Origin of the sequence: uncultured Psychroserpens sp., assembly GCF_947501425.1 — a bacterium.
Classification (GTDB): domain Bacteria; phylum Bacteroidota; class Bacteroidia; order Flavobacteriales; family Flavobacteriaceae; genus Psychroserpens.
On sequence record NZ_CANMVN010000007.1, the window covers coordinates 103,349 to 119,116 of the forward strand.

Annotated in this window: 13 protein-coding genes; 6 read left to right on the top strand and 7 right to left on the bottom strand. The window is 34.1% G+C overall.

Features of this window, described 5'->3' with window-relative positions; all coding sequences use genetic code 11:
• Positions 1–9 precede the first annotated feature (9 nt).
• On the top strand, positions 10–465 hold the full coding sequence (gene coaD / locus Q0951_RS11845; protein WP_299337129.1) for a pantetheine-phosphate adenylyltransferase: 456 nt from the start codon (positions 10–12) through the stop codon (positions 463–465).
• On the opposite strand, the gene Q0951_RS11850 is transcribed toward coaD, so the two are convergent.
• From Q0951_RS11850 to alaS, 6 genes are all read right to left on the bottom strand, one after another.
• Entirely contained in the window at positions 458–1,108 is a 651-nt protein-coding gene (locus Q0951_RS11850; RefSeq protein WP_299337131.1) for a response regulator transcription factor, read from the bottom strand. The two genes, coaD and Q0951_RS11850, sit on opposite strands and share 8 nt — an antisense overlap.
• A 68-nt stretch (positions 1,109–1,176) precedes the next feature.
• Entirely contained in the window at positions 1,177–3,123 is a 1,947-nt protein-coding gene (locus Q0951_RS11855; RefSeq protein ID WP_299337133.1) for a tetratricopeptide repeat protein, read from the bottom strand.
• Between the two features lie 321 nt (positions 3,124–3,444).
• Positions 3,445–5,337: a PQQ-binding-like beta-propeller repeat protein gene (locus tag Q0951_RS11860; protein WP_299337135.1), complete on the bottom strand. Its 1,893-nt coding sequence runs from the start codon at positions 5,335–5,337 to the stop codon at positions 3,445–3,447.
• Positions 5,338–5,351: 14 nt separating this feature from the next.
• Positions 5,352–5,885, bottom strand: coding sequence for a DUF6252 family protein (locus Q0951_RS11865; RefSeq protein WP_299337137.1), 534 nt, complete (start codon positions 5,883–5,885; stop codon positions 5,352–5,354).
• Positions 5,886–5,965: 80 nt separating this feature from the next.
• Positions 5,966–6,916: a GSCFA domain-containing protein gene (locus Q0951_RS11870; protein ID WP_299337139.1), complete on the bottom strand. Its 951-nt coding sequence runs from the start codon at positions 6,914–6,916 to the stop codon at positions 5,966–5,968.
• Positions 6,917–6,977: 61 nt separating this feature from the next.
• The gene (gene alaS / locus Q0951_RS11875; protein WP_299337141.1) at positions 6,978–9,593 is read right to left on the bottom strand and encodes an alanine--tRNA ligase; all 2,616 of its coding nucleotides are present in this window, start codon (positions 9,591–9,593) and stop codon (positions 6,978–6,980) included.
• 107 nt (positions 9,594–9,700) lie between these two features.
• Between alaS and Q0951_RS11880 the strand changes: the two genes are divergently transcribed.
• Genes Q0951_RS11880 through Q0951_RS11900 form a run of 5 tightly spaced genes read left to right on the top strand, consistent with a single transcriptional unit; the run spans position 9,701 to position 12,904 of the window.
• Positions 9,701–10,672, top strand: a complete 972-nt coding sequence (locus tag Q0951_RS11880) for a M23 family metallopeptidase (protein WP_299337143.1) — start codon at positions 9,701–9,703, stop codon at positions 10,670–10,672.
• Between the two features lie 4 nt (positions 10,673–10,676).
• On the top strand, positions 10,677–11,006 hold the full coding sequence (locus Q0951_RS11885) for a MerR family transcriptional regulator (protein WP_299337144.1): 330 nt from the start codon (positions 10,677–10,679) through the stop codon (positions 11,004–11,006).
• 12 nt (positions 11,007–11,018) lie between these two features.
• Positions 11,019–11,618 carry a LemA family protein gene (locus Q0951_RS11890; protein ID WP_299337146.1) on the top strand — a complete coding sequence of 200 codons (600 nt, stop codon included), beginning with the start codon at positions 11,019–11,021 and terminating at the stop codon, positions 11,616–11,618.
• Between the two features lie 5 nt (positions 11,619–11,623).
• Positions 11,624–12,061 (top strand): TPM domain-containing protein, encoded by a 438-nt coding sequence (locus Q0951_RS11895; protein ID WP_299337147.1) that lies wholly within the window; start codon positions 11,624–11,626, stop codon positions 12,059–12,061.
• Entirely contained in the window at positions 12,062–12,904 is an 843-nt protein-coding gene (locus Q0951_RS11900; RefSeq protein ID WP_299337149.1) for a YgcG family protein, read from the top strand.
• Positions 12,905–12,951: 47 nt separating this feature from the next.
• On the opposite strand, the gene Q0951_RS11905 is transcribed toward Q0951_RS11900, so the two are convergent.
• Positions 12,952–15,732, bottom strand: a complete 2,781-nt coding sequence (locus tag Q0951_RS11905; protein ID WP_299337151.1) for an outer membrane beta-barrel protein — start codon at positions 15,730–15,732, stop codon at positions 12,952–12,954.
• Positions 15,733–15,768: the final 36 nt, after the last annotated feature.

Genomic DNA, 15,768 nt, shown 5'->3' on the forward strand with positions numbered 1-15,768 from the left:
ACTCCAACTATGAAACGAGCAATCTTTCCTGGATCTTTTGATCCTATAACCTTAGGCCATTACGATATTATTGAACGTAGCGTGAAACTTTTTGACGAAGTTATTGTAGCTATAGGTATCAATGCAGATAAAAAGTATATGTTCTCAATAGAAGAACGTCAGCAATTTATCGAAGATGCGTTTAAAGATGAACCTAAAGTAAAAGTGGTTACTTACAAAGGACTGACTGTTGATTTTTGTAAAAAAAATAATGTAGAATTTATTTTAAGAGGCTTACGAAATCCTGCCGATTTTGAGTTTGAAAAGGCTATTGCACATACCAACAGAGATTTGGCTCCTATAGAAACGGTATTTCTATTAACTGCAGCTAGCACGTCATACATTTCGTCTTCAATTGTGAGAGATGTGATTAGGAATGATGGCGATTACACCAAATTGGTTCCTAAAAGTGTGAGAGTTAAATAAGATTATTGCGTTTTGCTTTTTGTACCGCTTCAAGCTTACTATGCACTTGTAGTTTTTTGTAAATGTTTTCGATGTGCTTTCTAACTGTACCTTTTGAAAGAATCAAGTTATCAGCAATTTGAATGTAATTGAGTCCTTTACTCAAATGTTCTAAAACTTCAGTTTCACGATTTGTTAATTTAATATCTTCTTTATCTTTTTCATTTTCTATACTCAACGGGTTGCGAAGTAACTTCAAAGTTTTTAGCGCTATTGAGGGATTCATCGCTGCGCCTCCATTGAGTGTCTCTAAAATACCATCGTGTAAATCTTTCGCATTAATTTCTTTGAGTAAATAACCATCTGCTCCAGCTTTTATTGCATTAAAAATATGCTCATCGTTATCAAACACAGTAAGCATAATAATCTTAATATGTGGATATTTTTGTTTGACTATTTCAGTAGTTTCAATACCATTAAGTACTGGCATTTCTATATCCATTAAGATCAAATCCAAATGATGATTATCTTCTAATTTAATCATTAAATCAGACCCATTCATTGCAGTAAATTTCAAATTGAACTCATCAAAAAAAGATAGTTTTTCCTTAATGGTATTTATTAAAAAGGTATTGTCATCTACAATGGCTATCTTAATACTCATATCATTTATATTTTGATTTAGAAAGTTACAATTTCAGCAATAAAGAAACGATACGCTTTATGACGTATTTAATCAATTCTTATCTTTAAAGACATCTGTGTTCCTGCATTTATTTCAGAATTCAGTTCAATCTCTGCGCCTATATCATGAGCACGTTTTTTTATATTATTTAGACCGTTTCCTAACTCGACTTTAGTCATATCAAATCCTTTACCATCGTCGCTGACAGAAGCGTATACAAAACCCTCTCTTATGTCAAAGTCTACGGAAATATGCTTTCCTTCAGAATATTTAATTGCATTATTGATACTTTCCTGAATGATACGATAGATATTCATTCCTTCAACAGAGGTGAATTTTAAGTGTTCCACTTTTGAAGAATTAGAATTAAACTTAAAACTCATATCATCTGAGGCTAAATTTGCTTTTTCAACGAAATTAGATATTCTGGATTTAAGATCTTCAACTGATATTTCGGTTTTGTTCATGGCCCAAATCGTATCCCGCAATTCATAAATAGTTGATGTTGTGAACTGACTTATTGTATTGAGTTTTGTATTCAATTTATCATCCTTGATATCAAAACCATATTTCAAATTATCAATAGAGGAAATAATGAAAGTCAGTTGGGCTCCAATATTGTCGTGTAGATCTCTGCTAATTCTGAGTCGTTGTTCCTGCAAACGATTTTGAGTTTCTATTTTTAAGAGCGCGTCCTTGAGTTCATTTTCCTTAAGGAGTTGATTATTTTTGAGTTTTTGCTGATTATAGAACAAAAAACCCAAAAGTCCTAATAGTAAAGCAAATCCTATTGAACCATATAGCTGATAATTTTGTTTCTGGATGGTTAATTCTTGCTCAGCAATTTCAGCTCTTTGAACTAAAATTTCACGTTCTTTTTTTTCAGTTTCATATTTAATTTCAAAATCTGCAATAGCATCAGCATTGTTTTTAGAAAAAACAGAGTCTTTCAATGTGAGAAAGTTTTGTCTATGCATTCTTGCTTTTGAAAAATTATTAAGCATGTAATGACTCTCTGCACAGGTTAAATGTAAGTCGGCAGAAATAAGCTCAATTTCGGGATAGAGTTTTACCAATTCAAAGCCTTTTTTGGCATAGTTTAAAGCTACTTGAGGTTGGTTCATTTCGTTATATAATGCTGAAATATTATTTAGTGTTATTAATTCTGATTTTTGTTCAGAATCATAGTCCTCTGGTTTGCTCAAAGCTTTGAGGTAGGTTTGAAGTGCTAAATTAAGATTCCCATTTTCATTATAGGCATTACCAAGATTATCGAGTAGTTTATAATATTCGATCAAATTATTTTTTCGTTTAGCCAGATCAATTCCTTTTTTATAAATCAAAATTGCCTCGTCTGTTCTCCCAAGATCTTTAAGATTAATTCCAATATTATTTAAGGATGTAATTTGTTCATTTTGCATATCATATTTCTCTCTAATTACGAGAGATCGCTTATGATACTCCAATGCTTTTTCACTAAAATTCATTTCTTGATAAATAAGACCAATATTATTTAAAGATACTGATGTAGACTTTTCATCACCTTTTTCCTCGTTCATTTTTAGAGCTTCAAAAAAATACTTCAATGCCTCATCATAATTAGCCCTGTTCCAATGATACATCCCCAAATTATTAACACACATAGACTCTATGATATCAAATTTATAATCACGACTCATTTTGAGTGCCTTTTTAAAATAATATCCTGCAGAATCAGATTTACCAGTAACATCCATATAAATACCATGTGTATTAGTAAGTTCTGTTAATCCAAAATTAAATTGGGCTGCTTTAGCTAATGTTTTACCTTCATTAATCACCTCTATTGCCTTCTTAGTATCATTAAAAATATAGCTGAATGCTATTTTATTTAACATCCTGATTTTAGCAGAATCATTTTTTGTCTCTCTAGCAACAGTTAAAAGACTATCAAGATTTTGTGAGTAACTTACAGCATTTACGATGCACAAAAAAAATAAAAATGCAGGTCTCATGTTAAAAAGGATTAATTAATAGCATCTTCAAGATACTACTTTTCAGTAATATCATTAATTCGCAATAGATAAAGTAAATAGAATTTGTAGAGAAGCTTCTGAAAACAAACTTCACTTTAAGGCATAAAAAAAGCATCAGATTTGATAGGCCTTTTTGGGACAACAAAATTAACTGACGCTCTTTTAAAAAATTGATTAATAGCAATGCGAATATAGAATTTAATGGTTATGATGTAAGTTTTTTTCGACAAGAAGCAATTAAAAAAGATTAAGCGTAATCTTATAAAAAATCACGCCTAATCATAATCTCAACAACAAGATTTAATTATTAAGATTGTAAGCATAGATAGTTCTATCATTTGCCTTGTAATACAAATAGCCTCCAAACTCATCAACTTGATAATCAGGTTTTTTATCTTTTAATATGATCTCTTTTTCTTTTGAACCGCTATCCTTATTTAGCTTAACTAAACCAACGCCATCGTCTAATTTTGTTAATACAAATTGAGAATTTTGAGTAGCAGCAGTGGCTTTAAAACGTTTAAGCATCTCTGCTACCGAAGCTCCAGTTGCAGCAGCCATTCCATTTCCTAAATTAGCATATCGTTGACCAGTGGTTGTATAATTACCTAACATATTTCTATTTTGATTTGCCACTTGATAAGCACTTGAAGCGACTGCAGCTGTGGCTACAGCTGTTACTCCAGCCAAAATAGCTCCAAAAGCACTTTTACCTGGTGCTCTGTAGTATTCGTGCCATTGGGTTTCACCATCCCAATCTAGCATCATCATATTTTGTGATGATGTTAAAAGAATCCCATTATCTCTAACTTCAACAGATGTTGGATCCTCTTTTCCATCAAAATCCAATTCAGCTAAAAGTTTATAGTCTCCAGAATCTGCATTGATTGCAAATAATTTATCATCAGCACTAATTAAAAAATTATTGTGGGTTTTATCTAAATCTGAACTTACAACATCAGCTCTTTTAAACTTTAAAGGCTTTTTCCATACTTGATCACCTGTCTTGAGATTAACTATATTAGCATCTTCAGAAGTGATATAAATTAAGCCCTGAGATGTTTGAGCCATAGTTAAAATATTTTCTCCTGTCTTTAAGGGCTTCTTAAATAGTGTTTGACCATCGTAAGAAATTTTATTTATACCACCTTCTTTTATTCCGAAGAGAATACCATCATCCATGATATAAAAGTGTTGGACATAACCTTTCGTTTTTGGCGCCTTTTCCCAAAGATCTTCTCCAGTGCTGGCACTAAACATCGTTATTTTTGATTCAGCTCTACTTGCTGCCAATTTAGCTAAACCTTTCTTCCCTGAATCTGCAACATCACTAACTACTGCCAATCCTTGAGGTAAAATTTGAAAGTTAGATACACTTCCTTTCACTTTTCTTTCTTCAGACCAAGCTTCGCTCCCATTAGAATTTAGTTTATATATTCTGGTATTTTTCCCATTAGCCGTTGCTGCAAAGGCATATATATCTTTTTCAGATGCATCACTTGTCATCCAATTCACATTTTTGATTTTATTCTCCCAAAGTGTTTCACCCGACTTAGATTTTGCTATTACTCCCTGACTAGTAGGTATGAGTAATTTATCGTTTAACAATAGTGGTCGTCCTGTAACAGCAAAATACTTCATTGATACTTTACCAGGTTTTATCAGAAAAAAAGCGTAATCTTCATTGCCTGTAACTAAATCATAAACAGCTACTTTAGGCGTAACGCTTTCCGCTTTTCCACCTCCTTTTTGAAAACCACTTACAATAAGTTTGTTTTCTGGCATTATAATATTGCATGTCATTACGTTTTTCCAACCTTTAGATTCTGTTGTAAACAGTATCTTTCCAGACATGTAGTCTATAACCGCCTTTTTTGAAGAAAGATTTGCAAATCCAGTTTGCCCCACCATAACGTAAGGTGCTTGTGGTATAAACGTAAGCTCTTCTGGCTTAACTCTGCCATAATCTGTAAAATTAAATAGTAATCCATCTTGACCTGGTTTAATTCCAACTAAACCGTCATTTGTTGCAACCACAACAGTTCCTCCTTCTGTGATGGTCATCTCATTTATCTTTGCTCCCAAATCATAACTCTGATCTGGAGTCTCTGCTTTTTGAGCATATAATGAGGTTACGCCAAAAATAAGCGCAACCGTCACTAAGCTCTTCATTTGAATTAATAGCGTTTTCATACTAACTGTAATGTTTAGTTTACTTGTTTATTCAAGTTAAATGAACCCTCTGTGATTGTTTTTACAGATTGGTCACCATTTACATTTTTACATGTAAACTCAAAGGTTCCTATTACTTTAGTGTCGGTTTCTTCAGACACTCTAAATTCACCCACCATAGTATCATCATATGGCGCTTGCCAGATTTCTGTTGTAGAGTTTTGCGGATTATTTAAATCGACATCTGTTTCTGTATAAGACCCAGAGTTAAAAATATTCGCACCTCCACCTAAAGGGTAAGTTCCTACACCATCATAACCCAATATGGTAAATGCAAAGGCATTACCATCACTATTAGAAGCAATTATGATTAAGTTTTGACCTCCATTTGCTACTGTAGCCGATGATGATATTTCTAAAGATTGAAATGAAGTTCCATCTACTTTAGCAGCTAATACGCCTGAACCAGCACTACCTGGAGCACCTCCATCGTCATCGCTTGAACATGATGTGAATGTTACTAATGAAACTGTCATTACAAGTAACATGAATTGTCTTAAATTTCTCATTGTTGATTAATTTTGTGGTTAATAATGAGACAAAGTTGCGTTTTAAGACAGGGCAAGACAATACGGCAAATGTCGTATTTTTAAAATGTAATGTGAGAAACCCTTGATTTTAAAAGGGTTTTCTTCGTTTCTAATTGTTGAAGAAAAGTAAGATGCGCATCAGATTCTGGATTAAAAGGTCTATGTGTTAACCCTTTTTGAATCTCCTCGACGTCTTTCATTGTGGTTTGAGCATCCGATGACATCCAAACCTGTTGAAAGCGCTCCCAAATATATTGAACTGCAATAGGATTAGGATGGATCATATCAGGATTATAAAATCTATAATCGCGTAACTCATCCATCATAATTTCATAAGACGGAAAATAGTAACACTGATGTCTCGGGTCTACAATGTGATGAATTGCAGTTATCAAATGAGATTTACTCTGCGTATTTTCAATAAAACCGTCTTTAATATGTCTTACTGGAGATACGGTGAATATAAAAGACACTTCAGGATTAATACCCCTAATCAAACTTATAATAGCATCGAGAGACGCTCGTATTTGTTCAACAGATAATAATTCTTTTAAAAATTGTTTCTGCAGAACTTTATGACAATTTGCTACAATTGTATCTGTATCTATGAAACGATAAGCCCAAGCCGTTCCTAAAGTAATAATGACATGCGTGGTCTCTTTTAAAAATTGATGCGTAGTCTTGATTTGAGCATTTAGATCATTTAGGAGTTGATCTTCGCTACTATGACTCCGTTTGGAGTGTGCATCAAAACAATGCCATTGTTCATTATGAAAGAAAATGTCATTTTTTGTGTATACTTTTTCATTGATGGCATTGGTAATTAATCGCTCAATAGCCAAAGGATGAAACAAAATTCCAAAGGGGTTTTGTAGCTTCTGAAACTTGAAGTATTCAAACTTTTCGCCAATGTTTTCAGCAAAGCAAGAACCCAACAATACGAGTTTAGAATGATAATCAATTTGATCATACTGTTGTTGAGGAAGGGGTATGTTGGTTTGAAGATTCATCCTATTTGCTTATCGATACCCACACTTCGACTGCGCTCAGTGTGACAATGTGAGACACAATTTATTTTAAATAATTTTTAGCAGCCATTAAAGCCGTTTCAATACCTTGCGGATGTTTACCTCCTGCTGTCGCAAAGAAAGGTTGTCCGCCACCTCCTCCTTGGATGTGTTTACCAAGTTCTCTTACAATAGTTCCTGCATTAAGATCTTTATTCGCTACAATTTCTTTTGAAATGTAACAAGACAAGATTGCTTTACCATTATTTTCTGCTCCAAATAGCAGAAATAAATCATCAAACTGGCTTCCTAATTCAAAACATAAATCTTTAATACCACCAGCGTCTAAATCTAATTTCTTAGCTAAAAATTGAACACCATTAATAGTAGTGAGTTCACTTTTTAAATCGCCTTTAATAGATTTGGCTTTTTCTTTTAATAAACTCTCAATTTGTTTCTTAAGATTCGTGTTTTCCTGCTGTAGATTTTGTAATGCTTTGACAGGTTCTTTAGAATTATTGAGCAGATCTTTCATTTCAAAGTATGCTCTGTTATTATCGTAATAGAATTCTTTTACAGCATCACTAGTAATAGCTTCAATACGTCTAACACCAGCTGCAACTGCGCCTTCAGATACAATTTTAAAGTGCCATATATCTCCTGTGTTTTGAACATGTGTACCACCACACAACTCAATGGATTGCCCAAAACGTACCGCACGAACCGTATCACCATACTTTTCGCCAAAAAGCGCCATAGCACCTTCATCGATAGCTTGTTGCATTGGAATATTACGTTTCTCCTGTAGTGGCAATTTTCCATCAATACGTCTGTTGACAAAATTCTCAACCTCACGTAATTCTTCAACAGTTAACTTTGAAAAATGTGAAAAATCAAATCGTAAATACTTAGAGTGCACTGCAGATCCTTTTTGCTCAACATGTGTTCCTAAAACCTCACGAAGCGCTTGATGTAGTAAATGGGTTGCTGTGTGATTACATTCTGTTCTGTATCGTTGTTTAGCGTCAACTGAGGCTTTAAATGTTCCATTGACATCCTTTGGAAGGTTTTTAGCAAAATGAACCGATACATTATTTTCTCTTTTAGTGTCAATAATATACACCACATCACCGTGAGCATCTTCTAAGTATCCCTTATCACCAACTTGCCCGCCTCCTTCGGCATAAAATGGTGTGATATTAAATACCAACTGATAAAGCTCACCATCCTTCTTTGAGGTTACTTTTCTATACTTTGCAATTTTAACCTGAGCTTCCAAAGCATCATATCCTATAAACTCTTGTTCTTCATCCTCAATTAAAACCGTCCAGTCGTCAAATTTAACAGCTGTAGCTTTTCTACCATCTCCTTTTCTATTGTCTAGATGTTTTTTAAATTCGGTTTTGTTGTATTGATACCCTTTTTCTCTGAGTATTAATTCGGTTAAATCTTCAGGAAAACCATAAGTGTCTTTAAGTTCAAATACTTTTGCTCCTGAAATTTCTTTACTTTTTGAATTTTCAATAATACGATCTAAAAGCACCAAACCTTGATCTAAGGTTCTTAAGAATGAACTTTCCTCTTCCTTGATCACATTCTCAATCAATTGACGTTGTGCTTTTAACTCTGGAAAGGCTTTTCCCATTTGTTTAACGAGCACCTCAACCAATCTGTAAATAAAGGGTTCTTTTTTATCTAAAAATGTAAATCCGTAGCGAACGGCACGACGTAAAATTCGTCTTATAACATAACCAGCTCCTGTATTACTCGGAAGTTGACCATCGGCTATAGAAAAAGCAACAGCACGAACATGATCAGCAATCACACGAATAGCGACATCTATCTTTTCATCTGTTCCGTAATCTTTATCTGTTATGGTCTCAATCTCACGAATAATTGGTGTAAAGACATCGGTATCATAATTAGACTGAACACCTTGCAATACCATACAAAGACGCTCAAACCCCATACCAGTATCGATATGCTTGTCAGGAAGATTCTCCAGAGTTCCATTAGCTTTTCTATTGTATTGCATGAATACCAAGTTCCAGATCTCAACCACTTGTGGATGATCCATATTGACTAAAGATTTTCCGTCAACTTTTGCTTTTTCCTCATCAGAACGTATATCAACATGGATCTCACTACATGGTCCGCAAGGACCTTGATCTCCCATTTCCCAGAAGTTATCACTCTTGTTTCCCATAAGAATGCGATCTTCAGGAATAAAAGCTTTCCAGAAATCATAAGCCTCCTGATCCATAGACAGGTTATCCTTATCATCACTACCTTCAAAAACAGTAATGTAAAGAATATCCTTATCGATACCAAACTTTTCAGTTAACAACTCCCAAGCCCAGGCAATAGCTTCCTTTTTGAAATAATCTCCAAAACTCCAATTTCCAAGCATTTCAAAAAGCGTGTGATGATACGTATCATAACCTACTTCTTCAAGATCATTATGTTTACCAGACACACGAAGACATTTTTGAGTATCTGCAATACGATTGTTCTTTGGCTGAGCATTTCCGAGGAAAAACTCTTTAAAAGGTGCCATACCAGAATTGACAAACATTAAGGTTGGATCATCTTTTAAAACCATTGGTGCAGAGGGCACAATGCTGTGTTTTTTTTCTTCAAAGAAGTTTAAAAAAGTTTTTCGAATGTCTTGAGACTTCATAATCAGTTGTTAAAAACCTTGTTTCTATTTAATTCCTTTAAATAAGAAACAATTTATATATTTGTGTTACGTTCTATTATTCTTGCAAAAATAGAACTTTTTAAGATATGTCTAAAGTAAAATATTATTACGATCCAGAAACACTTTCTTACCGCAAAATAGAGCGAAAGAAAGGCAACACCATTAAGTTTGGAATGGTATTTTTATTAGCATCGGCACTATTTGGTTTTTTGTTCGTCTTTATTGCCAGTCAGTATATTGAATCTCCTCGAGAACGCGCTTTAAAACATGAGCTTACCAATTTACAGTTACAATACGACTTATTGAACAAGCGTGTTGACAATGCATTTGCAGCTTTAGAAAGTGTTGAAGAACGCGATAATTCAATTTACAGACTATATTTTGAGGCTAATCCAATTCCTGAAGAGCAACGACGTGCTGGTTTTGGAGGTGTAAACCGTTACCAAAAATATGAAGGATTTGACAATTCTAAATTGATTATTGAATCGAATAAACGCATTGATCAATTACAAAAAGCCATTGTGGTACAATCAAGGTCTTTAGATGAAATAGCTGTTTTAGCAGAAGATAAAGAGAAGTTTTTATCCTCAATTCCTGCAATTCAACCTGTAAGAAACAAAGATCTCAAACATATGGCATCTGGCTATGGTTATCGAACCGATCCATTTACTAAAGTTAGAAAGTTTCATTTTGGTATGGACTTCACTGCACCACGAGGCACACCTGTTTATGCTTCTGGAGATGGCGTTGTAAAGCGTGCAGATAGCAATTCGTCTGGTTATGGAAAACACATCAGAATAGATCATGGCTATGGTTATGTCTCATTATATGCGCATTTGTACAAATACAATGTAAAAGCCAATCAGAAGGTAAAACGTGGTGATCTCATTGGTTATGTTGGCAGTACAGGACGCTCTGAAGCTCCACATTTGCATTACGAAGTATTTAAGGATGGTGATCGTATTAATCCTATAAATTTTTACTACGGAAATTTGACTGCTGAAGAATATGCTCGATTATTAGAAAAAGCATCATTAGAAAATCAATCTTTAGACTAAGACTATGCACATTGACCTTCCCGAAAAACGCTATTATGGTATTGGCGAAGTCGCTAAAGCTTTTAATGTTAACACTTCATTGATTCGCTTTTGGGAAAAAGAATTTGATATCCTCAAACCCAAAAAAAACGCAAAAGGTAATCGTAAGTTTACACCAGAAGACATTAAGAACCTTAAGTTTATCTATCATCTGGTTAAAGAACGTGGTTTTACTTTAGAAGGTGCAAAAACACATCTTAAAGAAGGGAAAAAACAATCACTTGATACATTTCAGATCATTGAAAAACTGGAAGGTATCAAAGCACAACTTATCAAAATTAAAACACAACTTTAAAACTATATCATCATGAAAAAGTGGCTACCATGGATTATTATCGTAATAATCGCATTTGGATTATATTCAAAAGGTTCTGGATTTTATAATAATGTAATAGCTGAAGAAGAAAATATTGGGGAACAATGGTCTAAAGTAGAAAGTGCCTATCAATTGAGAAGTGACTTGATCCCAAATTTAATGAAGATTGCTGAACGTTATGCAGAATATGAACAAGAGACCTTTAAAAGCGTAACCGAAGCAAGATCAAAAGCAACTAGTATTCAAATAGACCCCTCAAATATTACACCAGAACAATTGGAACAATTTAAGCAAGCACAAAGTTCTATGACCTCTGCTTTATCTAGGTTATTAGCTGTTTTTGAGAGGTATCCAGATTTAAAAGCTAATGAAAATTATAAAGAAGTCATGAACTCTTATGACCGAGTTGAAAAACGTATTAAAGTTGAACGTGATCGCTTTAATGAGGCCATAACTCCCTACAATAATCTGGTAAGAAAGTTTCCAAACAACTTATTTGCTTCCGTATTTGGTTTTGAAAAGAAAGTACGATTTGAAGGTGATGATGGTATAGAAGTTGCTCCAGATATTAATGATAGCATTAGAGAATAGCAATCATGCCTAATATTGAAGATTTTCTATCACCACAAGAAGAACAAGACATCATAGATGCCATAAGAGAGGCTGAAAAAAACACCTCAGGTGAAATACGTATTCACATAGAACATGATGCTGAACTTGATCCAGTTGATCGTGCCATAGAAGTCTTCCACTATCTTAAAATGGATAACACCAAACTTCAAAATGGTGTCCTTATTTATGTAGCTGTTGATGCGAAAACATTTGTGATTTATGGTGACAAAGGCATCAATGATGTGGTGCCATCAGATTTTTGGAATAGTACCAAAGACATCATGCAGTCACATTTCAAAATCAATCAATTTAAACAGGGGCTTATTCAGGGCGTATTAAAAGCTGGTGAGCAATTAGAAAAACATTTTCCTTGGGATCATAGCGATCTCAACGAACTCTCTAATAAAATCTCTAAAGGATAAATGTTGAAGTTTAAGCACATATTGTTAATTGTTTTTATCAGTTTTTTTAGTGGTTTAACATCTACTATTCAGGCGCAGTATAACATTCCTCCTAAACCAAATAAATTAAAAGATCAAAAAAGTGTTTATGACTATATTGGATTACTATCAAAAAATGATAGTTTAAGTCTAGAGCGCAAACTCATTAGATACTCTGACACAACTTCAACTCAAATTGTTGTTGCTATAGTTAGTACACTCAATAATGATGATATCACTTTAGTTGGTGCTGAATGGGGGCAAAAATGGGGTATTGGTCAAGCTAATGAAGATAATGGCATACTTATTTTACTCGCTAAAGATGATAGAGAAATAGATATAAATACGGGGTACGGAATTGAATACCGTTTGAGTGATATTGATGCTGAACGAATTATCAATAGAATAATCATACCTGAATTTAAGAATGGTAATTTTTATGGTGGTCTCGACAAAGGAACAGATGCTATGTTTCAAATACTCAATGGTGAATTTGAAGGTACAAGCGATCAGTACTCGACCAGATTTCCATTTGAAATCTTCATTTTTTTGATTCTATTTTTCATCATATTCTTTATTGCTTTAACAAAAAATCGAAAAGATGGCGGCAATAATAGACGTGGTGGTGGCCGTACTAATGGTACCAGCCTTCTAGATGCAATTATCCTCAGTAATATGGGTCGTGGAAGCTACGGAGGAGGAAGCTCAACTGGCGGTATCTTCGGTAGCGGAAGTTCTTCTGGTGGTAGCTTTGGCGGCGGCGGATTTAGTGGCGGCTTCGGTGGTGGCGGATTTGGTGGTGGTGGCGCCTCAGGCAGTTGGTAATCCTAAGTCAAAGATTACCATGAAGACTAATCTCTAAATTGAACCAATTAATCTAAGAAAAAGAAATTGTTTTGTTTAGGCTCACCTTTCGATCCAAGACTATTAAATTTCCAACTAAAACTTAGCATAAAGAACTGTTGCAGCACTGTACTTTGTGAATCTTGAATAAAGTTTTGTGTAGCTCTTCGCCTTGCATTCGTATTTTGATTTAGTAAATCATACACTTTTAATGTTAATACAGCATTGTCTTTCATAAACGAATAGGCTAAGGTAGAATTCCAAAACCATGCACTCCGCTGAAAACCTGGTGCAACATTAGGGTTGTATGCAAAATCTATGTTATTGGTCCATTCAAAATGTTTAGGTAGAAAGGTCGTTAAGTTTAAATCTAGATCGTGTCTAACGAAATCAACATCTTCAAACGTATCAATGTCATAACTATTCTTTGTAAATGTCAATCGGTATCTCGGTCTTAATTCTAGTACTTTTTTCCATGTAAAACGCAAACCTGCACTTGGTGTTAATGACGTCACGTTACTTTTGTATTTCACCTCGTTATTAAAGTTGATATTTCGATTTAAACTTGTTGAAAACCCTAGGTCATACTTTATCGTTCTTAAAGAATCTGCTTTAAAGGTTTTACTGTAGTTGATATTTCCGTAGATATTATAATTTCCGCTAACATTAGCATAAGTTGTAGTACGCTTTAATGTTTCAGGATCCACTATGGTTCTTGACACCACTTGATTATTTTCAAAATTAGCACTCAAATAACTGTATACTCCTGTTTTTTTCTGAAAATCAAATGCGTTGTAACCAGCGTAGATTCTATGTCTGTTAGTAGGTTCTAAATTAGGGTTACCAGTTACAGTATTCAATGGGTTAGAGACATCTTCAAAAGGTTGCAACTGTGTTAAGCTAGGTGGCGAATTATTTAAAGAATAACCACTGTAGATTGATGCTTTTTCACTAAATCTGTAGTTGAAATTTGTTCGTAATTCTAAGGCTTGAAAGCTTCGTTTTAAACTGAGTTCTGGTCTTAGAAAATCCTTATTCTCAAGAGTTCGAAACACATATCGCGTAGTAAAGCTTGTTGACCACTTCTCTTTTCTGTAGGTCAGCTTAACCGATGGTGTACTCTCTTGATTTAAATACTCAAAATCTGTACTGAGGTCAAAATTGAAATCATCAAACTCATTGGTATTAGTATCTCTATCAAAGGTACTTCTCAGACTTGTACGTTTATCATCATTATAACTAAACTGAAAATCTAAAAACAATTCTTTAGCTTTGATGGGCAATCGATAAGTAGATGACAATCTCAACCTTCTAAAACTGGTTTCACTATCCGTAAACTGATCTCTTATGATATCATCATCTGTACTATTAAAAAAGTTGGTTTCTGAGTTTAGAAAATCTTCAGACTCAGTGGTATCATAATCATTGTTCATTGAAAACTTAAGAAAAGCGCCATTTGATCCAAACCGTTTTGTCAAATTAATACGATTCCCGAAATTCTTAGCGGTACTCTCTGTAAACGTAGCTAAAACAGATTGGTTGGTTGGATTATTATCTTCATCTCGTGTTTCTTCATTTTGATCGAAGGCTCTTTTAGATGAAGACCATCTAAATGAAGGGTCAATATTGATTAGAAATGTAGAATCAACTTCAATATCAAAACCTACATTAGCACTATGATTTTCACCTTCGCTTAGAGATTTAGATCTGGAGTCTGAAAAGAAACGCGAATCAGGTAAAATATTCTCTCGCTGCGTTACAGTTTCATTCTCAGAATCGCTAGCAGAAAGAAAATAATCTGCATTAACCTCGAGTTTCTCGCCAATTGCATCGGCATAATTTGCACCAACATTTCTTGACGTTGTAATTCCTTGTCCGCCTCCAAATCCGCGACCATCAATTGAAAAGGAGCCATTACTACTTACACTCATACTACTGGCATTACCAAACATGTTTTGGATTTCTCCAAAACTAAATCCGGGAGAATTAATATTGTTGCCTCCTGCGAGCACACTAATGCGTCTATCGTTATTAAAAAAATTGATCATTCCTGCAAACTCATAGCGTTCATCTGTTCCGGCTCCTGCAGCTACACGTCCAAAGACACCTTTATTGTTTTCTTCCTTGATGGTAAGATTGATGGTTTTATTTTCTTTATCACCTTCTTCTCCTGCAAAGGCTTCAGATTTTGTTTTTGTGTCAGTAATCTGAACTTTCTCAATGATATCTTTTGTTAAATTTCGAGTAGTAATGGTTGGATCATCACCAAAAAAGGGTTTACCATTAACCAGAATTTTGCTTACATCTTTACCGTTTATAGTGATCTTCCCTGCTTCATCGACCTCTACACCTGGTAACTGTTTCAGTAAGTCTTCAACATTCGCATCTTTCTTAGTTTTAAAAGAGGCTACATTAAACTCTAATGTATCCTTTTTTACAGTAATAGGTGATCTGGATTTAATGATAACCTCATCTAAGGCATTACTAATTTCCAATTGAATGGTTTTTAAATCAAAATTCTCTTTGTCAATTGTTATTTGTTTGTAGTAAGTTTTATAGCCTACGTAATCTATAAATAAATTGAGTTTATCATCATAAGTTTCATTAATCAATTCAAACTTTCCGTTTTTATCTGAAATGGTGTACGTCACTAAGCTACTATCTTTAATCCGTTCAAGATATATGGTAGCTGACTCTAGAGGTTCCTTATTATCTTCGGAAAGTATTGTTCCAAAAATTTTAAAGGATTTAGATTGTGAAAAGGATAGTGAAACACTGAGAAGTGCGATGAAAAAAACGATTTTCTTCATGAGGTTGATTGATTGATGGATGATTAATAGTTCTTC